Source organism: Burkholderia sp. Bp9099, from assembly GCF_003857805.1.
GTDB lineage: Bacteria > Pseudomonadota > Gammaproteobacteria > Burkholderiales > Burkholderiaceae > Burkholderia.
Genome location: NZ_QTPU01000001.1, coordinates 276,792 through 296,612, shown reverse-complemented (window position 1 = coordinate 296,612; position 19,821 = coordinate 276,792). Strand labels below are relative to the sequence as shown.

The 19,821-nt window shown below is 68.5% G+C and carries 19 protein-coding genes; 6 read left to right on the top strand and 13 right to left on the bottom strand.

From position 1 onward, the window contains the following. Window positions 1-17 precede the first annotated feature (17 nt). The 5 genes from DIE17_RS01300 to DIE17_RS01280 form a co-directional block, all read right to left on the bottom strand. Window positions 18-893 carry a PilZ domain-containing protein gene (locus DIE17_RS01300; protein WP_124665894.1) on the bottom strand — a complete coding sequence of 292 codons (876 nt, stop codon included), beginning with the start codon at window positions 891-893 and terminating at the stop codon, window positions 18-20. A 78-nt stretch (window positions 894-971) separates the two neighbouring features. Beyond that, the gene (locus tag DIE17_RS01295) at window positions 972-3,515 is read right to left on the bottom strand and encodes a penicillin-binding protein 1A (RefSeq protein ID WP_185735354.1); all 2,544 of its coding nucleotides are present in this window, start codon (window positions 3,513-3,515) and stop codon (window positions 972-974) included. A gap of 195 nt (window positions 3,516-3,710) precedes the next feature. Next, the gene (gene lhpH / locus DIE17_RS01290; protein WP_124484865.1) at window positions 3,711-4,718 is read right to left on the bottom strand and encodes a trans-3-hydroxy-L-proline dehydratase; all 1,008 of its coding nucleotides are present in this window, start codon (window positions 4,716-4,718) and stop codon (window positions 3,711-3,713) included. 60 nt (window positions 4,719-4,778) lie between these two features. Beyond that, entirely contained in the window at window positions 4,779-5,900 is a 1,122-nt protein-coding gene (locus DIE17_RS01285) for a branched-chain amino acid ABC transporter substrate-binding protein (RefSeq protein ID WP_124519484.1), read from the bottom strand. A 121-nt stretch (window positions 5,901-6,021) separates the two neighbouring features. Further along, complete coding sequence (locus tag DIE17_RS01280) at window positions 6,022-6,759, bottom strand: FadR/GntR family transcriptional regulator (protein WP_044843075.1); 738 nt, start codon at window positions 6,757-6,759, stop codon at window positions 6,022-6,024. 262 nt (window positions 6,760-7,021) lie between these two features. On the opposite strand from DIE17_RS01280, the gene lhpI reads away from it, so the two are divergent. The 3 genes from lhpI to DIE17_RS01265 all read left to right on the top strand — a co-directional run bounded on the left by lhpI (window position 7,022) and on the right by DIE17_RS01265 (window position 9,349). Beyond that, window positions 7,022-7,957, top strand: coding sequence for a bifunctional Delta(1)-pyrroline-2-carboxylate/Delta(1)-piperideine-2-carboxylate reductase (lhpI, locus tag DIE17_RS01275; protein WP_124920572.1), 936 nt, complete (start codon window positions 7,022-7,024; stop codon window positions 7,955-7,957). 187 nt (window positions 7,958-8,144) lie between these two features. Beyond that, on the top strand, window positions 8,145-8,552 hold the full coding sequence (locus tag DIE17_RS01270; protein WP_124484869.1) for a response regulator transcription factor: 408 nt from the start codon (window positions 8,145-8,147) through the stop codon (window positions 8,550-8,552). Between the two features lie 17 nt (window positions 8,553-8,569). Then, on the top strand, window positions 8,570-9,349 hold the full coding sequence (locus DIE17_RS01265; protein ID WP_044843072.1) for a helix-turn-helix domain-containing protein: 780 nt from the start codon (window positions 8,570-8,572) through the stop codon (window positions 9,347-9,349). Window positions 9,350-9,369: 20 nt separating this feature from the next. Here the strand turns inward: DIE17_RS01265 and DIE17_RS01260 are convergent, their stop codons facing one another. From DIE17_RS01260 to DIE17_RS01235, 6 genes are all read right to left on the bottom strand, one after another. Continuing rightward, on the bottom strand, window positions 9,370-9,723 hold the full coding sequence (locus DIE17_RS01260; protein WP_124665889.1) for a metal ABC transporter ATPase: 354 nt from the start codon (window positions 9,721-9,723) through the stop codon (window positions 9,370-9,372). 169 nt (window positions 9,724-9,892) lie between these two features. Continuing rightward, window positions 9,893-10,132, bottom strand: a complete 240-nt coding sequence (locus tag DIE17_RS01255) for a UDP-glucose 4-epimerase (RefSeq protein ID WP_124519488.1) — start codon at window positions 10,130-10,132, stop codon at window positions 9,893-9,895. A 16-nt stretch (window positions 10,133-10,148) separates the two neighbouring features. Then, window positions 10,149-10,439 (bottom strand): DUF1488 domain-containing protein, encoded by a 291-nt coding sequence (locus DIE17_RS01250; protein WP_044843069.1) that lies wholly within the window; start codon window positions 10,437-10,439, stop codon window positions 10,149-10,151. A gap of 103 nt (window positions 10,440-10,542) precedes the next feature. Continuing rightward, window positions 10,543-10,941 (bottom strand): DUF488 domain-containing protein, encoded by a 399-nt coding sequence (locus tag DIE17_RS01245; protein WP_124920571.1) that lies wholly within the window; start codon window positions 10,939-10,941, stop codon window positions 10,543-10,545. Window positions 10,942-11,072: 131 nt separating this feature from the next. Then, window positions 11,073-12,275 (bottom strand): amino acid aminotransferase, encoded by a 1,203-nt coding sequence (locus DIE17_RS01240; RefSeq protein ID WP_124484872.1) that lies wholly within the window; start codon window positions 12,273-12,275, stop codon window positions 11,073-11,075. A 43-nt stretch (window positions 12,276-12,318) separates the two neighbouring features. Then, window positions 12,319-13,704 carry an amino acid permease gene (locus DIE17_RS01235; protein ID WP_124484873.1) on the bottom strand — a complete coding sequence of 462 codons (1,386 nt, stop codon included), beginning with the start codon at window positions 13,702-13,704 and terminating at the stop codon, window positions 12,319-12,321. 318 nt (window positions 13,705-14,022) lie between these two features. Here DIE17_RS01235 and DIE17_RS01230 point away from each other — a divergent pair, with 318 nt between their 5' ends. Beyond that, window positions 14,023-14,496, top strand: a complete 474-nt coding sequence (locus DIE17_RS01230) for an Lrp/AsnC family transcriptional regulator (RefSeq protein ID WP_044843065.1) — start codon at window positions 14,023-14,025, stop codon at window positions 14,494-14,496. Between the two features lie 48 nt (window positions 14,497-14,544). On the opposite strand, the gene DIE17_RS01225 is transcribed toward DIE17_RS01230, so the two are convergent. Beyond that, window positions 14,545-15,456 (bottom strand): EamA family transporter, encoded by a 912-nt coding sequence (locus tag DIE17_RS01225; RefSeq protein WP_124519490.1) that lies wholly within the window; start codon window positions 15,454-15,456, stop codon window positions 14,545-14,547. Between the two features lie 344 nt (window positions 15,457-15,800). On the opposite strand from DIE17_RS01225, the gene DIE17_RS01215 reads away from it, so the two are divergent. Further along, window positions 15,801-17,474, top strand: a complete 1,674-nt coding sequence (locus DIE17_RS01215; RefSeq protein ID WP_124920570.1) for a phospholipase C — start codon at window positions 15,801-15,803, stop codon at window positions 17,472-17,474. Between the two features lie 111 nt (window positions 17,475-17,585). Further along, window positions 17,586-19,004, top strand: a complete 1,419-nt coding sequence (locus DIE17_RS01210) for a cytochrome-c peroxidase (RefSeq protein WP_124920569.1) — start codon at window positions 17,586-17,588, stop codon at window positions 19,002-19,004. A gap of 24 nt (window positions 19,005-19,028) precedes the next feature. Here the strand turns inward: DIE17_RS01210 and DIE17_RS01205 are convergent, their stop codons facing one another. After that, window positions 19,029-19,760, bottom strand: a complete 732-nt coding sequence (locus DIE17_RS01205) for a class I SAM-dependent methyltransferase (RefSeq protein WP_124920568.1) — start codon at window positions 19,758-19,760, stop codon at window positions 19,029-19,031. Between the last annotated feature and the right edge of the window lie 61 nt (window positions 19,761-19,821).

Sequence of the window (19,821 nt, the reverse complement as noted above, 5' to 3'; positions counted from 1 at the left end):
CTTCTCCGTTCGACACATCAGCGGACCTGCTCCGCCTCCACCGCCCCCGACGACAGGTCGAACAGCAGCGCCTTGAGGCGCATCCGGTCGGCAGCAGCGACTTCGTCGAACGCCGCGTGGTGAAGCGTCCAGCCCGACCCGGCCGGATCGGCATGCACCGCACGCACCGTCCCGTCGAGCGTCAGCAGCGCGACACGGTCCTCGTCCGCATACGGCAACTGCACGCGCAACGGCTCGCCGGCCGCCGCGAGCGGCCGGTCGACCGCGATCGACAGTCCGTTCAGGCTGAGATCGCGCACGATCCCGATGCCGTCGGCCTGCGCCGGCCCGCCGGTGCAGCGGGCCGCGATCCGTACCGGCACGCGCGGCTCCGCGCGCGTGCGCAACCGGTCGACGAAGCCCGGCGGCGACAGCACCATGAACGGCGCGGCGCCCGTCGCCTGCACCGCTTCGACCGTCGCACCGAAGCGCGACACGGCCGACCGGCCGATCGCGACCGCCTCGACGTCGTCGCCGCGGGCAAACTCGAGCACGACCGCCGGCTGCGGCTCGACGAACAGCGCGCCCGATGCGCCGACCCCGATCAACCGGCAGCGCTGCAGCACGCGGGTCGCGCCGACCCGCCGCCGGATGCCGATCGCGGCGCCGGCCGACAGCCCCATGCGCGTGGCCGCCGGCACGGTGTCGTGCGCCGGCGCGGCAGGCTCGGCGTCATCGCGCCGGCGCACGGGCCGGAAGTGATCGAACAGGAAGTCATGCTGCGCGGGATCGCGCAGCGTCGTGCCGGCGGGCAGCAGCGCGGCGCCGCCGGCATCGTAGAGATCGAAGCCGAGCGGGACGCCGGCGGAGATGTCATCGCGCGCGAGCGCGACGTGATCGGTGATGAGCCGCATCGGAAAGGCGCGGAGCGACCGCGCGAGCTGTCGTGACAACGTTATTACGGCAGCCTCGCGCGAAATCTGAACGGCTCGTTACTCCGAACCGCTGGTCGCGTCGGGTGAAGCCGGTGTCGGCGCCGGCGTTGCGGAAGGCGCGACGGCCGGGGCGGAGCCGAGGCCGCCACCGGCGTTGCCCGGGCTCGTCGCATTGCCGCCCGCCGCCGCCGGCGGCTGCGCGACCGGCGGTTGCGACGCCGACAACGCAGCGGCCGATGCCGCCACCTCGGACGCGGGCACCCATTCCTCGACGATGCCGCCGGATGCCACCTCGGGCGCCGACGCGCCGGATGCGGCCGACGCCGCGGCTGCATCCGCCTCCGGCTCGCGCTCGATACGCTGCGTCCTGACGGGCGCCGCCGCCTGCTTCGGCTCGGGACCGAACCAGCCGTCGACCAGGTCCGTCACCCGTTCACGCACCGACGCGAACCAGCCGGGCGACGGTTCGGTGTCGAATTTCAGCTTCGTGTCGACGATCCGGGCGCGCTGCGCGCGCTGGAAGAAGTCGCCGACGATCGGCAGCGCGCTGTGCGCGCCTTGCCCCCAGTAGTCGCTGCGCAGCGTCACGCGGCCGTCGTCGAAACCGACCCACGCGCCGGCCACCAGCCCGGGCTGCATCAGGATGAACCAGCCGTCCGCGTTGTCCTGCGTGGTGCCGGTCTTGCCGGCCACGTCGCCGCGAATGCCGAAGCGCGTACGGATGCTGCTGCCGGTGCCGCGCGTCACGACGCCGCGCATCACGTCGAGCAGCGTCTTGTCGGTTTCGGCGTCGAGCGCGCGCTCGGGCGGCGCCGGCGCGTATTCGGCAAGCACCTCGCCCCGGCGGTTCTCGATGCGCGTCACCATTTGCGGCTCGACGTACAGCCCGCCGTTCGCGATCGTCGCGTACGACGCGACCATCTCCTTCAGCGTCACGGGGCTCGTGCCGAGCGCAAGCGACGGCACGCGCTCGAGCGGGCTTTCGCGCACGCCCATGTCGCGCGCGAACCGCGCCACGGCCGCCGGACCGACCTTCTCCATCACCTGCGCGGTGATCCGGTTGCGCGACAGCGCGACCGCGTCGCGCAGCGTCATCGGCTTGCCCGTCGGCGGCGCATCGTCGCTCGGCCGCCAGATCTCGCCGCCCTTCAGCGGAATCTCGACCGCCTGGTCGATGAAGGTGTCGTCCGGCTTCATCCCGTTCGCGAACGCGACGCCATAGACGAACGGCTTGAAGGTCGAGCCCGGCTGACGCCGCGCCTGCGCGACGTGATCGAACGGCTCGTTCGTGAAGTCGCGGCTGCCGACCCACGCGCGAATCTGCCCGTCGCGCGGATCGATCGCGACGAAGCCGGCCTGCACGTCGGTCTTCGCCTTGCACAGCGCGCGCATGAAGCCGCGGTCGGCGGCGAGCTGCTTCATCGCGGCCGCATCGTTCTTGCCGGCGTCCTGCGCGGCCTTGTATTCGGGCGACTCGCGCATGAAGGTGCGGAACACCTCGTTGTCGGTGCCGCAGCCGTCGCGGCCGCTCCACGCATTGTTCGCGATGCCCTGCAGCTGGTTCGCCTGCAGCGTCAGCGCCTGGGTCGCCATCTGCTGCAGACGCGAATCGATCGTGGTGCGCACGATCAGCCCGTCCGAATAGATGTTGTAGTCGTTGCGGTCGGCCCAGCCGATCAGCCATTTGCGCAGTTGCTGCGCGAAGTGCGGCGCGGGCCCCGGCGGCTCCTTCTGGCGCTCGAAGTCGATGCGCAGCGGCCGGCGCTGCAACTGCGCGAACTGCGCCGGCGACAGCTTGCCGTACTTCACCATCTGGCCGAGCACCGTGTTGCGCCGCTGCAGCGCGCGCTCGGGATTCAGCACCGGGTTGTAGTAGCTGTTGCCCTTCAGCATCCCGACGAGCGTCGCGCTGTCGAGCACGTCGAGCTCGTCGGCCGACTTGTCGAAATAGGTGCGCGCGGCCATCTCGACGCCGTACGCGTTGTACAGGAACGGCACCGTGTTCAGGTAGGTCTCGAGGATCTGGTCCTTGCTGTAGACGGCCTCGATCTTCAGCGCGGTGATCGCCTCCTTCACCTTGCGCGTGAGCGTCGGCGCGCGGCCGATCTCGTCCGGATACAGGTTGCGCGCGAGCTGTTGCGTGATCGTCGAGCCGCCCTGGCGGCTGCCCGAGAACGTATGGAGCGCGGCCGACGCCGTGCGCTTCCAGTCGAGACCGTGATGCTCGTAGAAACGATGGTCCTCGGTAGCGATCAGCGCATCGACCATGTGCGGCGAGATCTGCTTGAGCGACACCCATTCGCGGTTCGACGGCTTGAATTCCGCCAGCACCTTGCCGTCGGCGGACAGCACCTGCGCCGGCTGGTCGACGCGCGCCTTGCGGATGTCGCCGATGCCCGGCGTGAACGGAATCAGCACCAGCACGTACAGCAGGAACAGCGCGGGCACGGCGGCAGCCGCGCGCAGCACGCCGCGGCGCGTCGGATGACGGAGATGGTGCCAGGCGCTGGCCAGGACACGCTTGACGAGCACGGCGGCAGCGGCCGCGACGGGTTGGGCGCGCGCGACCCATTTGGCACTGAGGTCACGCACTGACGACACGTTTCGGCGATTCACGCGGGTGGGGGATCTGCTGGAAAGGCTGCATCGTACCAAAACTCGCGCGGCCCACCGGCCGGCGGCCGTCCCGGGCCTGCGCGAACGGCGTCCGGGCGTGCGTTTTTACAACAAAAAAAGCGCGCGCCCCGCAACGGGGCCGCGCGCCAAGCCTGGTACAACGGTGCCGTGCGCCGCTGCTCAGCGCACGAGAAAACCGTAGGTCAGCGGATCGCGCTCGTCGACGATCCAGTTCGCGAATCCGCAGATGTGCGCGCTGCCCTCCACTTCCGGGATCACGGCCGGGATGTCGCCGACCGTCGTCTCGCGCAGCACGCGCCCCTTGAACACGGTGCCGACGATCGACTCGTTGACGAGCGTGTCGCCGGCCGCGAGCCGGCCGCGCAGGTACAGCTGCGCGACGCGGCCGCCGGTGCCGGAGCCGGTCGGCGAGCGGTCGACCTCGCGATCCGCGAACACGCAGCAATTTGCCTGCGTCGAGCCCGGATGGCGCGGCGCGTTCGCGATGATCGTGCCGTAGATATGGTTGATCTCCGGAATCTCCGGATGCACGACCGGATATTTCGCGTTCGCGGCGGCTTTCACTTCGGCGCCGAAGCGGATCAGCTTCTCCACGGCCGCCTCGCGCACCGGCAGGTCGAACGGCGCGCCGTCGACGTAGAAATAGAACGCGCCGCCATACGCGATGTCGCCGGTCACGGTGCCGAACGACGGCGTGTCGACCGACACGTCGCGCTGCCAGATGAACGACGGCACGTTGACGAAGCGCACCGGCCCCGCATGCTCGCCGTCCCATTTCACGAACGCCTCGATGAAGCCGCATGGCGCGTCGATGCCGACGCGCGTCTCCGGCACCGTGCGCTGCACCCAGCCGAGCTCGACCGCGGCGGTCGACAGCGCGATCACGCCGTGCCCGCAATGGTCGCTGTAGCCTTCGTTGTGCACGAAGATCACGCCGAAATCCGCGTTCGGCGACACCGGCTCGGTCAAGTAGCCGCCGTACATGTCGGCGTGGCCGCGCGGCTCGAACATCAGCGCGCGGCGGATCTCGTCCGCGTTCTCCTTGAGCCATGCGCGGCGCTGGACGATCGTGTCGCCGGGCAGGCGCGGCAACCCGCTCGTGACGATGCGGAACGCTTCGCCGCCGGTATGGACTTCGACGGTGGAAAGGGATCGGGAAATTTTCATGAAGATCGAATGCGTGAAGACGAACGACGGCGCACCGGCGCCGTCGTTCCGGTAACGGTTTTACTTCGCGTACGGTTCGGGCAGCCCGTTGCGGATCACGTAGACGCTGGTCGGCGCGCCCTTCAGGTCGCCGTGTTCGTCAAACGAATAGGTGCCCGCGACGCCCGCATAGTTCGACTTCGCCAGCTGCGCGATCAGCTTCGCCTTGTCGGTGGTCGTGCCGGCCTTGACCATCGCGTCGGCGAGCAGCTTCATGCCGTCGTAGTAGTTGACGCCGTAGACCTGCGTATCCGTGTGATAGGTGTCGTGGTACTTCTTCAGGAATTCGCGGCCGGCCGGCGTCTTCTCGAGCGCGACGCCGCCCTGCGCGCAATAGACGATCGACGCGGCCTCGCCCGCGACCTTGCCCATGTCGGCCGAGCAGATGCCGTCGCCGCCGAGCAGCTTCGCGCGCAAGCCGCGCTGCTTCATCTGCTTCGCCATCGGCGCGCCCTGCGCCGCATAGCCGCCGAGGAAGATCACGTCGGGATTGCTGGCCTTGATCTTGGTGAGAATGCCGAGGAAATCGGTGGCCGACGAGTTCGTGTACTCCTGGTCGACGATCTTGATTCCGTTCGCCTTCGCGACGTTCATGAACTGCTCGGCGACGCCCTGCCCGTACGCGGTGCGATCGTCGATGACCGCGGCGGTTTTCGCGTTCAGCGTCTTCGCGGCGAAGGTCGCCATCGTGCCGCCGAGCTGTTCGTCGCTCGCGCCGATCCGGAAGATGTTCTTGAAGCCCTGCCGCGTGAGTGCCGGGTTCGACGCGACCGGCAGCATCGGGACGCCTGCGTTGCTGTACACACGCGATGCCGGGATGGCGACGCCCGAGTTGTACGGCCCGAGCACCGCGACCACGCCCTTGTCGACCAGGTTCTGCGCGACCTGCACGCCCGCTTTCGGGTCGGCCTGGTCGTCGTCCGACACCAGCTTGAACGTGACCGTCTTGCCGGCCACCTTCACGCCCGCCTTGTTGAGCTCGTCGACGGCGAGGCGCGCGCCGTTTTCATTGTCCTTGCCGTTCGCGGCCTGCGGGCCGGTGAGCGGCGCGGAATGGCCGATCATCACGACTTCCTGCGCGTGCGCGGCGCTCAGCGCGCCGGCGGCAACGGCCACCGAGAGCGCGGTAACGAAGTGTCGCATGGTGTCTCCTGATTGGTTTTGTGTGAAACCAATGTAGGACACATGTGGTCACCATGCAAGCAATTTCAAAAAGATTTTTGTTATTCTGGTCATTTTTTAGACCAGAGTGAGGCGGCGCGCATCACTTCGGCGTGATGTCGCGACGCACGCGAAGAATGTGCTGCTCGACATAGAACGCGGCCGCATCGGCGTCGCCGGACACGATCGCCTCGTAGATCAGCCGGTGCTCGGACACGTAGAGCCGGATCCGGCCCGCGTCGTAGATGCCGTCGTCCTTCAGCCGCTTCCACAGCGGCTGGTCCATCGTCTTCGCGACTTCGTCCGCGATCTTCACGATCAGCGCGTCGCCGGTCATCAGCGCGAGCTGCCGGTGGAACAGCCGGTCGCTCTCGTTCCACAGCGCGCGCTGCTGCGGATCGTCGATGTCGGAGACGGTTTCCATCTGTGCGAGATAGCCTTCGGCGACAGGATCGGCGCGACCGTGCGCGGCCGCGAGGCGCGCGATCGCGGGCTCGAGGATGAGCCGCACGTCGAGCGTCGACGTCGGGCTGAAGTCGGCATCGGGCGCGCCTTGCGGGTCGCCGCGCTGCGCGAGTACGTCGAGCGGCGCCGGCACGACGTAGGTGCCCGAATTGCGCTTCGTGAACACGAGCCCTTCGTTCTGCAACGCGCCCAGCGCCTCGCGCACGGCCGGCCGGCCAACCTGGAACAGCGCCGCGAGTTCGCGCTCCGACGGCAGCCTGGAATCGGCCGCGTAGCGCCCCGCGCGAATCTCGTCGCGAATCCTTTCGGCGACCTGTTCGTAGATCTGCAGCGGCCGGAAACCGGCTTCGAGCGATTCGGGACGTGCGGACATCATCTGGGGCTCCTGCCCGGTCGGGTGGGGGATCGGGAATGCGTCGCACTATACCGGAGCGGTACCGGCGCCGGTGCGCGCGACGCCCATCTGGACGGATATTAGAACCAAAATCGGTCGTCCGCTGGCTTTTCCGGCTTGCCGGGTGGCCGGAAACTGGTATAGATTTGATCCAGACCGCCTGCCACCGCGACAGCCGGCCGCCTCCGTGGCGAGCGCGCGATGCGCCCGTCACCCACGCCCACCGCCCCAACCGACCGACACGATGACCGCCATCTCCCGGATTCCCTCTTTCGACGCCGCCGAAACGGCCGCGCTGCTCGACTACCCCGCGCTGCTCACGACGCTCAGGCACACCGTCGCCGAATACGCGGCGGGCGAGATCGTCAGTCCCGAACGCCTGGTCGTGCCGCTGCAGGCCGGCGGCGTGATGCTGTCGATGCCGTCGAGCGCGCGCGACCTCGCGAGCCACAAGCTCGTGAACGTGTGCCCCGGCAACGGCGCGCGCGGGCTGCCGACGATCCTCGGGCAGGTGAGCGCATACGATGCGACGACCGGCGAGCTGCGCTTCGTGCTCGACGGCCCGACGGTCACCGGGCGCCGCACGGCGGCCGTTACCGCGCTGGGCATCCAGGCGCTGCACGGCGCCGCGCCGCGTGACATCCTGCTGATCGGCACCGGCAAGCAGGCGGCCAATCACGCGGAAGCGCTCGCGGCGATCTTTCCGGACGCGCGCCTGCACGTGCGCGGCTCGCGCGCCGACAGCGCGGCCGCGTTCTGCGCCGCGCACCGCGCGCAGGCGCCGCAGCTCGCGCCGCTCGACGGCGATGCGATTCCCGATGCGATCGATGTCGTCGTCACGCTGACGACGAGCCGCACCCCCGTCTATCGCGAAGCGGCACGCGAAGGCCGCCTCGTGGTCGGGGTCGGCGCGTTCACCGCGGATGCCGCCGAGATCGACGCCGATACCGTGCGCCACAGCCGGCTCGTCGTCGACGATCCGGCCGGCGCGCGCCACGAGGCCGGCGACCTGATCGTCGCGCAGGTCGACTGGCAGCAGGTCGCGTCGCTCGCCGACGTGCTGCGCGGCGCCTTCGCGCGCGGCGGCCCGCTGCTGTTCAAGACCGTCGGCTGCGCCGCATGGGATCTGGCCGCGTGCCGCACGGCACGCGACGCGCTGGCCGCGCGCCGGCACGGCTGATTCGACGGCGGCGGCGGCGACCGGCAACCTGCCGGTTGCACCACGCACGCCAGCCAGCGCGGCTCGGGCGTCGCCGCCGCCTTCGCGTACGCGTTGTAGGAATCGCCCTACAACACGTCGAAGCGGCCTACACAAACTTCCAGTTCGGCCGATTTCATTTTTGGCGGCGCAACACGATACTGCCGGCATGAATGCCAGCCTGTCACCCGCCGTCGCGCTCAGGGTGTTTCTCGTCGATCACGCCATCGCCGTCCGGCAACGGATCGCGCTGCTCGTCGGCGCGATCCGCGGCGTCGCGGTCGTCGGCGAAGCGGAAGACGGCCAGGACGCGTGGATGCACATCCGCAGCAGCCACGCGGACGTCGTGATCGTCGACCTGCGGCTCGCGGACGGCAGCGGTCTCGACCTGATCGGGATGCTGTCGAAGGCCACGCCGCGCGTCGTGACGATCGTGCTGACGAACCACTCGGCGGCGGCATTCAGAGAGGCATGCGCGGCGGCCGGCGCCGATTATTTCTTCGACAAGACCGCCGAATTCGACGCCGCATGCCGCGTCATCGAATCCCTGGTGCACGCTCGCGCGCACCACCCCTGATCGAGCCGGAGTGACTCATGTCTACCGCCACTGCCTGCGCCACCGCCCCGCCCGTCGCGCCTCGGCCAACGACTCCGCTTCGTGCGGTCGCGCGCACCGACGCCGTCAAAACCCCGGCCGCGCGCTGCTCGGGCTGCGCGATGCGCTCGATGTGCCTGCCGCCCGACCTGACTGCGGACGAGTACGGCCGCCTCGACGCGATCATCTGCTCGACCCGGCAGGTTCGCCAGGGCGACGCGCTGTTCCGCATCGACGACCCGTTCCACAGCATCTATGCAGTCCGTGCGGGCTCGTTCAAGACGGTGATGATGCATCGCGACGGCCGCGAGCATGTGACCGGCTTCCAGATCGCCGGTGAAACGCTCGGCATGGACGGCATCGGCAGCGGCCAGCACTGCTGCGACGCGATCGCGCTCGAGGACAGCGTCGTGTGCATCATCCCGTTCGGCGCGCTCGAGGCGGCGTGCCGCGAGATGAAGCCGATGCAGCATTTCCTCTACCAGATGCTGAGCAGCGAGATCGTCCGTGAATCGAGCCAGATGCTGCTGCTCGGCACGATGTCGGCCGAGCAGCGCGTCGCGCAGTTCCTGCTGAACCTGTCGGCGCGCTTCGAGGCGCGCGGCTATTCGGCATCGGAATTCAACCTGCGGATGACGCGCGAGGAAATCGGCTGCTATCTCGGCATGAAGCTCGAGACCGTCAGCCGGATGTTCTCGCGGTTCCATCGGGATTCGCTCGTCGAAACGCGCGGCAAGCGCGTGCGGATCCTCGACGCGCAGGCGCTCGCGCAGGTCTGACGCCCGACGCGCGGCCGGCGTCATTGCGCGGCCGCGCCCGTCGTGGCCGCATGCCGCGCGACCGCTTCGGGTTCGCCGGCCTGCCAGGCGGACAGCGCCTGTTCGGCTTGCGCGAACACGCGCCGGATCGTCTCGTTCACGTCGTCGCCGCTGCTGCCCGGCAGCACCGCCGGCGCGCGATCATGCATGAGCAGTTCGAGGCGCACGTCGTAGGTCCGGCCGCCGTCGCCGGTCGTGCGCGACTCGATCGCCAGCAGGCAATCGTCGAGCCGCGCGCGGAATCGTTCGAGCCGCACCAGCTGCGCCCCCGCCTCGCCTTCGAGCGCGGCGGAACCCGCGAATCCGACGCAGACGATCTGCATGCCCACGCCCATGTCGTTCCTCCTGACGCGGTCGCCGCTCGTCGACCGGATTGCCTGCCCCATGTTTCCCTGCCCTGCCCGCCGCGGAATCCGCCCGCACGCATGTCGCGCGGCGCGACGACGGATGCGGCGATCACTGCCGTGGCAGCATCGCCTCCGCGCGCCGTCGGCGCGAGGCGGTTCACATGCTGAACGTCTGCGACGCCTTCATTTCGATCCACGTCATCCCGGCCCGCAACCCTTCGATCGCGGCCTCGTGCTCCGTGGGATACGCATGACTGTGCTCGAACGTGTGGTGAAAGCGCGCCGGCCCGGTGCCGTGCTCGACCGACACACGGCAGCGGAACTCGCCGGATTCGCACTGTCGCGTCTCGATCTCGACCGACCAGTCGCGTTCATGAATCGTGCCTTGCAGTGTCATGCGTCCTCCTGCGGAATCAGCCGTCCATCCGGAAGTGACCACTGTGCAGCAACACCGGCCGGCCGCCGATTTCGTCGAGCATTTGTCGTGCCTTCGCCTCGATCGCCGACCGGTGCGCATCGAACGCGTCCAGCAAATCCCGTTCCAGCAGCGACGGCGCACCGAAATGGTCTTCCAGTGCTTCGGCCGTGATCGCGCACTGCACGCAGCGGCCGTCGACCAGCGCCGAAAACGCGACGACCAGATCGCGCGCGCAATATTCGGGCGGTTCGGGTGGAAAGGCAATCTGCATCTGTCCGCCTGTCATCGTCGGGGCAATTCATGACATGAGCATAGCGGCCCGCGGCACCGCACGCTTGACCCACGTCAACCGGTTCGCTGCGCCGCACGAAGCAACGCCCGACGGGCGCTCAGCCCGCTTCCGCGGCGATCGCCGCGCCGCGCTCCGCCAGCAGTTCGCGCAGCACGCTGCGATGGCAGCGGCGCTCGTCCTCGCAGTAGCAGCCGATCGAGAACGCGCTCGTCGCCGACAGCGCAGCGAGCAGGTCCAGCACCTTCGGTGCGTCGCCGTGCGCCATTTCCGCGCGGAAGTGGCGCGTGAACGCACGCCATTCGGCATCGGTTTCGGCAGCCTGCGCCTGCGCGACCAGCTCGGGGCTCGGCGACAGCGTCGGCAGCCACACATCATAGTAGTTGCGCGATGCGAATTCCGCCTTGGGTACCCCGCGCGGCGGCCGCCGCACCGTGCCGATCCTCAGGCCCTCGCCGGCCGCGCGCGGCGTGCCGAGCCGTACGATTCGAATTGCCATGCCGCTCCTTAGTCTTGCGTTCGATCCGCCATCGTACCGCCGCGCCGCCGCCGCGCAAGAAAAAACCGGCTGCCTCCGCGAGGGAAACAGCCGGTTCATGCGATGCGATCGGGCGCCCGGGGGCGCACCGGTCAGACGCCGCTCTTCAGCACCTTGCCGATCGCATCCGCGACGATGCCGACGTTCGAATCGTTCAGCCCCGCGACGCACATGCGGCCCGAACGCAGGATGTACACGCCGTGCACTTCGCGCAGCGCATCGACCTGCGATTCGGTCAGGCCCGTGTACGTGAACATCCCGCGCTGCTTCACGTAGCGCGTGAGGGCTTCGCCGCTGACGTAGTCGCGCAGGCCGTCGTGGATCGACTGGCGCATCCGCGCGATCCGGCGGCACATCGCGGCGAGTTCCTCTTCCCACTGCTTGCGCAGCGCGGGCGTGTTCAGCACGGTCGCGACGACCTTCGCGCCGTAGGTTTGCGGGTTGCTGTAGTTCGAGCGCACCGCGCCGGCCAGCTGGCCCAGCACGCGCTCGGCCGCGGCCGCATCGTCGCAAACGACGCTCAGGCCGCCGACGCGCTCGCCGTACAGCGAGAAGTTCTTCGAGAACGAGTTCGCGACGAGTGCCGGCACGCCGCGGCGGGCCAGTTCGCGCACGGCGAACGCGTCCGCGTCGAGGCCCGCGCCGAAGCCCTGGTACGCCATGTCGACGAACGGCAGCAGCCCGCGCGCCTCGATCACGTCGATCAGCTTCTCCCACTGGCCTTCGTCGAGATCGACGCCGGTCGGGTTATGGCAGCACGCGTGCAACAATACGATGCTGCGCGCCGGCAGCGCGTCGATCGCCGCGAGCATCGCGTCGAACTTCAGGCCGCCCGTCGCTTCGTCGTAGTACGGGTACGTGTTCACCGTGAAGCCCGCGCGCTCGAAGATGAAGCGGTGGTTTTCCCAGCTCGGGTCGCTGAGCCACACCTGCGCGTCCGGGAAGTAGCGCTTCAGGAAATCGGCGCCCACTTTCAGCGCGCCCGAGCCGCCCAGCGTCTGCACGGTCGCGATGCGCCCGGCCGCACGCGCCGGATGATCGGCGCCGAACACCAGCGCCTGCACGGCGTCGCGATACGCGGCGAGGCCGACCATCGGCAGGTAAGGCTTCGGGCCGAGGTCGCGCTGCAGCGCGGTTTCGGCTTCGCGCACGGCCCCCATCACGGGAATCCGGCCTTCGGCATCGAAATAGATGCCGATGCTCAGATTGACCTTCTGATCGCGCGGATCTTTCTGGAAGTTCTCGTTGAGCGTCAGGATCGGATCGCCCGGGTACGCGTCGATGTGTTCGAACATGGCTATGTCGGTCTCGTTTGGAAGAATGGTCGGGATGCCCGTGTCAGCGCGCGGACGCGCCGTCGCGCATCACATAGTCCGCATTCTTCTGACGGAAGCGATACCCGACCGCGAGCACCGCGAGCCATACGGGAATCAGGTACACCGACAGGCGGAGATCCGGCGTCAGGTACATCACGACGAGAATGCCGGCCATGAACGCCAGGCACAGGTAATTCGTGAAAGGATAGCCCAGACTGCGGAACGAAGTCTGCTCTCCGGCGATGCGCTTGGCCTGGCGGAACTTCAGGTGGATCAGCGTGATCATCGCCCAGTTGATGATCAGCGCCGACACGACGAGGCCCATCAGCACCTCGAACGCCTTGCCCGGCATGAAGTAGTTGACCAGCACGCACGCGCCGGTGGCGAGCGCCGACGCGCCGAGCGCGGCGAGCGGAATGCCGCGCTTGTTCACCGAGCACAGCACCTTCGGCGCGTTGCCCTGCTTCGCGAGGCCGAACAGCATCCGGCTGTTGCTGTACACGCCGCTGTTGTAGACCGACAGCGCGGCCGTCAGCACGACCACGTTCAGCACGTTCGCGACCAGGTTGCTGCTCAGCGCGTGGAAGATCAGCACGAACGGGCTGCCGCCGGTGACGACCTTCTCCCACGGATACAGCGACAGCAGCACGGCGAGCGCGCCGATGTAGAAAATCAGGATCCGGTAGATCACCTGGTTGGTCGCGCGCGGAATGCTGTGCTTCGGATCGTCGGCCTCCGCCGCGGTGATGCCGATCAGCTCCAGCCCGCCGAACGAGAACATGATCGCCGCCATCGACATCACGAGCCCCGACACGCCGTTCGGGAAGAAGCCGCCGTGCTGCCACAGGTTCGCGACGCTCGCTTCCGGCCCCGCATGGCCGCTCGCGAGCAGCCAGCCGCCGAAGCCGATCATCCCGACGATCGCGGCGACCTTGATGATCGAGAACCAGAATTCCGTCTCGCCGTACGACTTCACGCTCGCCAGGTTCAGCAGGTTGATCGCGACGAAGAACACCAGCGCCGACACCCAGGTCGGCACGCCGGGCCACCAGTACTGCACGTAGATCCCGACGGCCGACAGCTCGGCCATGCTGACGAGGATGTACAGCACCCAGTAGTTCCAGCCGGACAGGAAACCGGTGAAGTGGCCGACGTACTTGTCGGCGAAATAGCTGAACGAGCCGGCGACCGGCTCGTCGACCACCATCTCGCCGAGCTGGCGCATGATGAAGAACGCGACGACGCCGGCCACCGCGTAGCCGAGCAGCACGGACGGGCCGGCCATCTTGATCGTCTGCGCGATGCCGAGGAACAACCCCGTGCCGAGCGCGCCGCCGAGCGCGATCAGCTGGATGTGCCGGTTCTTCAGCCCCCGCTTCAGGCCGTCCTTCTCGTTTCCAGAAACCATGTCTTCTCCATTTTGCCCGCCTCCGCCGGAAGCGGTGCGGCGCGCCTCGGTGTGCCGGGCGCTGTTTTGCTGTGCCGGCGGCCGTTCGTGGAGCCGCCGGGTTGGGGACTGCAATCTTCGCGTGGCGACCCCCGATTCCTGTCGGCAGGCCCACCAGACCGGCCACCGACCGTCGCTCTCGCCGCCTTGCTGCAGGCGCACACGAAAATCCGGCGTCAGTTTAGCGTCGCGACAGCGAAATCGGGTTGCGTAACCGGCTCATGCAAACCCTACATTATGAGATAAGATTGCGCCCGGGAGACAGATGAGGAAACAAAAATGCCTGAACCGGTTCTCGATCGCATCGATCGCCATTTGCTGTCGGTGCTGCAGGAGAACGGCCGTGCGTCGAACCTCGACCTGGCGAAGGCCGTCGGCCTGTCGCCCGCGCAGACGCTGCGACGCCACCGCCGGCTGGAGGAGATCGGCGCGATCCGCCGTTACGAAACCCGTCTGTGCCCCGACACGCTCGGGTTCGGCGTCACCGCGTTCGTGCACGTGACGATGGAGCGCGGGCATATCCGCGACCTGTCGAAGTTCCAGAAGCTCGTGTCGGATCTCGCGCAGATCCAGGAATGTTTCTCGGTGACGGGCGATATCGACTACGTGCTGAAGGTCGTCGCGCGCGACCTGAAGGGGCTGTCCACGTTCCTGCTCGAAACGCTGATGCGGATTCCCGGCGTGAGCGGCGTGCATTCGAGCGTGTGCCTCGACGAGATCAAGTGCACGAGTGCGATGCCGGTGGAAGGCTGATGCGGCGCCACGCGACCGGCGGGGCGATGCCCGGTTCGGCAGCCGCGCTCAGCGCACCGCCTCGAACGCGCTGATCAGCAACGCCCCGCACGCAATCACCAGACACCCGCCGGCGCGACGCGGCGTCAGCCGCTCGCCGAGATAGACGCGCGCGATCAGCGCCGCGAACACCACGCTCGTTTCGCGCAGCGCCGATACCGGCCCCATCGGCGCACGCTCCATCGCCCAGATCACGATCCCGTATGCGAGCGCCGCGCACACGCCGCCGCATGCGGCCTTCGCCGTTTCACCGACATCCTGCGCGAGCCGCAGCGGCCCCGCCCGCAGCCGGTAGTACACGGCCATCAGCAAGCCGGTCAGCACGAACATCCACGCCGTATAGCCGACCGTGCTGCCGCTTTCCCGCACGCCGATCCCGTCGACCACACTGTACGCGGCGATCGATACGCCGGTGGCGAACGCAGTCGGCAGCACCTGCGTCATCCGGTGCCGCGCGCCGCGTCCGCGCTCCAGCCCGATCGCCATGATGCCGGCGCAGATCAGCACGAGCCCGCATTGGGCACCCGCGTTCAGGCGCTCGCCCGCGAACGCCGCGGCGCCCAGCGTGACGAGCAGCGGCGCGGTGCCGCGTGCGACCGGATACGCGACGCTCAGGTCGCCGTGCTCGTAAGCGCGCACCAGCAGCAGCGTATAGACGACGTGGAGCACCGCCGATGCGACGACGCAGGCCCAGCTCGCGGGCGTGATCGGCGCGGCGGCCGGCAGGAACAGCAGCGCGAACAGCCCGATCGCGATCTGCAGCACCGTGGCCGAGCGCAACCGGTCGCCGCTGCTGCGCACGAGCGCATTCCACGACGCATGCAGGAAGGCGGCGCACAGGACGGCAAACAGAACGGGAATCGGCACGTTGAGTACTCGCTGGCGGCCGGCAACGCGAAATCGTCGCCGCGGGCCAACCATCGTATGAATGCGTCACACGATTGTCAAAAAAAGAACGCGGCCCGGCACCCCGCGAACCGGCCCGCCGCGCGCTGCCGCCCGCCCCGCGCGGCATGCACGACCGTGACCGTGCCCGCCGCCCAATGTGTCGCCCAGATTGCATCCGCGTGGCCCCTTTCCGCTTTCTTTCGCGCCGCGTCGCGCCGTAATGGAATCGATACCGCGGCGCAACCGTCGCGAAACCGGTCCGCCCCCATATCTTCATACCGAACTGCTTCAATGCCGGTGCTTTATCGCGTTCCGCGCCGGACCGACACGGCGACGGGGTCGATCTTCACCGTCGAAAGCCTACCTGGAGTTTCCCGATGTTCCGTCAAGCCTTGCTCGTCACCGCCTGCGCAGCCGCGGCGCTTGCGCTGTTCGCCTGCGGCGGCAGCGACGATCCCACGTCGACGCCCGCCGTGTCGTCGCAGGACGCGCTGCAGACCGCCACGCCGATCAAGCACGTCGTCGTGATCTACGGCGAAAACGTGTCGTTCGACCACTACTTCGGTACCTACCCGAACGCGTCGAACCCGTCCGGCGAACCGGCCTTCAACGCGAAGCCCGGCACGCCGGCGATCAACGGGCTGACGGGCACGCTGCTCACCGCGAACCCGAACTTCACGAACACGGCCAACGGCACCGACGCCGCGAACCCGTTCCGCCTCGACCGCACGCAGGCCGCGACCGCCGACCAGAACCACGCGTACACGGCCGAGCAGCAGGCCGAGGACAACGGCCTCGCCGACCTGTTCCCGAAATACACCGGCAAGGGTTCGTCCGGCGGCGCCGGCGCATTCGGCACGAAGGGCCAGGTGATGGGCTACTTCGACGGCAACACCGTGACCGCGCTGTGGAACTACGCGCAGCGCTTCGCGATGAGCGACAACGCGTACACGACGGTCTACGGCCCGTCGACGCCGGGCGCGCTGAACGTCGTGTCGGGCCAGACCAACGGGATGCAGATCGTCAAGACGTCGAAGCAGCCGTCGACGCTCGCCGCCACCTCGTACTACATCAACGACGGCCAGGGCGGCTTCACGATGATCAACGACGTCGATCCGGGCTTCGACGTGTGCTCGAGCACGACCGACCAGGCGATGATGAGCGGCAAGAACATCGGCGACCTGCTGAACGGCGCGAAGATCACGTGGGGCGGCTTCATGGGCGGCTTCAACCTGTCGACGACCAACAGCAACGGCACGACCGGCTGCAGCCGCAGCACGGTCGCCACCGCCGTGAACGCGGCGACGACCGACTACATCCCGCACCACAACTGGTTCCAGTACTACGCGTCGACCGCGAACCCGCAGCACACGCGCCCGAGCACGGTCGCGGCGATCGGCTCGAGCTTCGAAGCCGACGGCAAGACGGCCGAACCGGCGAACCACCAGTACGACACCGACGACTTCTTCGCGGCCGTGAAGGCCGGCAACTTCCCGTCGGTCAGCTTCCTGAAGGCGCCGGCCGCGCAGGATGCGCACGCCGGCTACTCGGATCCGCTCGACGAGCAGGCGTTCGTGACGAAGGTCGTCAACTTCCTGCAGCAGCAGCCGGACTGGCAGAACACGGCCGTGATCGTCACCTATGACGACTCGGACGGCTGGTACGACCACGCGTACACGGCACCGACCCGTGCGTCGTCCGACGCGGTCGACCAGGTGAACGGCAACGGCAAGTGCGGCTCGGGCGGCACCACCGGCGTGAACGGCGGCACGGTGAACGGCCGCTGCGGCCCGGGTGTGCGCATCCCGCTGGTCGTGATCTCGCCGTACGCGAAGCAGAACTACGTCGACCACACGTTGATCGACCAGGCGTCCGTCGTGCGCTTCATCGAGGACAACTGGCTCGGCGGCCAGCGCATCGGCGGCGGTTCGTTCGATGCGACGGCCGGCGACCTGCGCGGGCTGTTCGACTTCTCGTCGAAGCCGAACACGGCGCCGCTTTATCTCGATCCGGCGCAAGGCACCGTGCTGAGCGCGGCGCCGTCGATCTGACCGGCATCGCGTAACCGGTCGCAGCAGGCAACAGCAGGCCGGCGCATCGTGCGCCGGCCGTTTCCGTTTAACGCGCCGCTTTCACACGGTGCCCGATTTTCGACCGACAGCATGACAGCTCGTCCCGCGTTCCCGTCTCCCGACGCATCCGGCGCCGCCGCGTCGCGTTCCCCTGCCCGCGTGCCGCGCCGCGCGGCGTTCGCGCTCGGCGCGGCCGTGCTCGGTTACGGCGCGTTCGCGATTGCGTTTCCGGCCCGTACGCCGGCGGCGATCGGCGACGTCGTCGCCGGCTGGACGGGTGCGAATCCGCATCCGGTCGTGCTGCAGCGCCCGGCCGCGCAGCCGCTGTCGGCGGTCGCGCAGCTCGGGCGCGCGCTGTTCGCCGATCCGTCGCTGTCGGCATCCGGCAAGCAGTCGTGCGCGTCGTGCCATAGCCCCGATCATGCATACGGGCCGCCGAACGGGCTCGACGTGCAGCCGGGCGGCCTCGCGATGACGCAGCAGGGCTACCGCCCGCCGCCGTCGCTGATGTACCTTTATCGCCAGCCGAACTTCAGCATCGGCCCCGATGCCGGCGAAAACGACGCCGCGCCGAGCGTCGCGCAGCAGGCGGCATCCGCGGCCGGCGTAGTCAAGGCGCAGAAGGTGGCCGGCACGTCGGCCGCGCCGCAGCTCGTGCCGCAAGGCGGGATGTTCTGGGACGGCCGCGCCGATACGTTGCAGCAGCAGGCGTTCGGGCCGCTGCTGAATCCGGTCGAGATGGCGAACGCGAGCATCGACGACGTCGCGCGCAAGCTCGCGCAGTCGCCGCATCGCGCGCAGTTCGAGCAGCTGTTCGGGCCGCGTGTGTTCGCCACGCCGCAGCTCGCGGTGTCGGAGGCCATGTTCGCGATCGCGCGCTATCAGGTCGAGGATCCGTCGTTCCATCCGTACAGCAGCAAGTACGATCGCTGGCTCGAAGGCCGCGCGCGCCTCACGCAGGCCGAGTTGCGCGGGCTGAAGCTCTTCAACGATCCGGACAAGGCGAATTGCGCGGGCTGCCACCTGTCGAAGCCCGGCAAGGACGGCTTGCCGCCGATGTTTACCGACTACCAGTACGAGGCGCTCGGCGCGCCGCGCAACAAGGCGCTCGCGCAGAACCGCAACCCGGCGTTCTACGATCTCGGCGTGTGCGGGCCGTTCCGCGCGGACCTGAAGGACCAGACGCAGTACTGCGCGATGTTCCTCACGCCGACGCTGCGCAACGCGGCGACGCGCCACGTGTTCTTCCACAACGGCGTGTTCCATACGCTCGACCAGGTGATGGCGTTCTACAACGAGCGCAGCATCTCGCCGCAGAAGTTCTATCCGCGCGGCGCGGACGGCAAGCTCGACGTGTACGACGACATCCCGGCGAGGTACCGCGCGAACGTCGACGTGACGGATGCGCCGTTCGACCGCAAGCCCGGCGACAAGCCCGCGATGACCGAACAGGACATCAAGGATGTCGAAGCGTTTCTCGGCACGCTGACCGACGAGCCGGCACGCTGACGGCTGGCCCGCCGCCGATTTTGGTCAGCGCTGCGCGCGGATGCAGAGGAACGCCGGCGCCAGCGACAGCTCCGCATGGAGCCGCTCCGACACGGCCTTCATCTCGGCCAGCGGCGTCGGTTCGACGAACCTGTCGAGCCGCCAGCCGGCGTCGGCGAGCGCGTTCAGGATGTCGGCAAGCGGCCGGCGCCACGCTTCGACATAGGGCTTCGGTTCGCCGAAACCCGACCAGTGGAAGCCGAAACGGCTCGTATCGAAGTACGTGGCGTCCCCGCGTGTGCGCTCGTCCATCCAGTCGCGCATCGGGTGCGCCATCGAGAACACGAGCGTCCCGCCGAGCCGTGCGACGCGTCTGAATTCACGCAGCGTCGGGGCGAGGTCGCGCACGTAGTCGAGCGCGAGCGAGCACAGCACCTTGTCGACCGACGCGTCGGGCAGCCACGCGAGCGGCGCCTCCAGGTCGCCCTCCACGACGTCGACCGTGAGGCCTGCGCAGCGCGTTTGCGCGAGCGCGACCATCTCGGGCGTGATGTCGAATGCGTGGACGGTCGCGCCGTGGCGCGCGAGGTGCGCGCTGCAGATGCCGGGCCCGCAGCCGGCGTCGAGCACCGTCAGGCCGTCGACGTCGCCGAGCAGTGCCATCGTTGTCGGACGCTCGTAGAGTGCGTTGTGCGCCTTGGTCGGCGCGATGTCCGCGTAGCGTTGCGCGAAGCTCGCGTAAGCGCGGCGGGCGGGAGGTTCGGTCGGGTCGGGCATGCGGCGTCCGTCGGTGGAAAGGCGGCAGGCCGATTCTGCCCGATCGGACGATGGGTGGCGA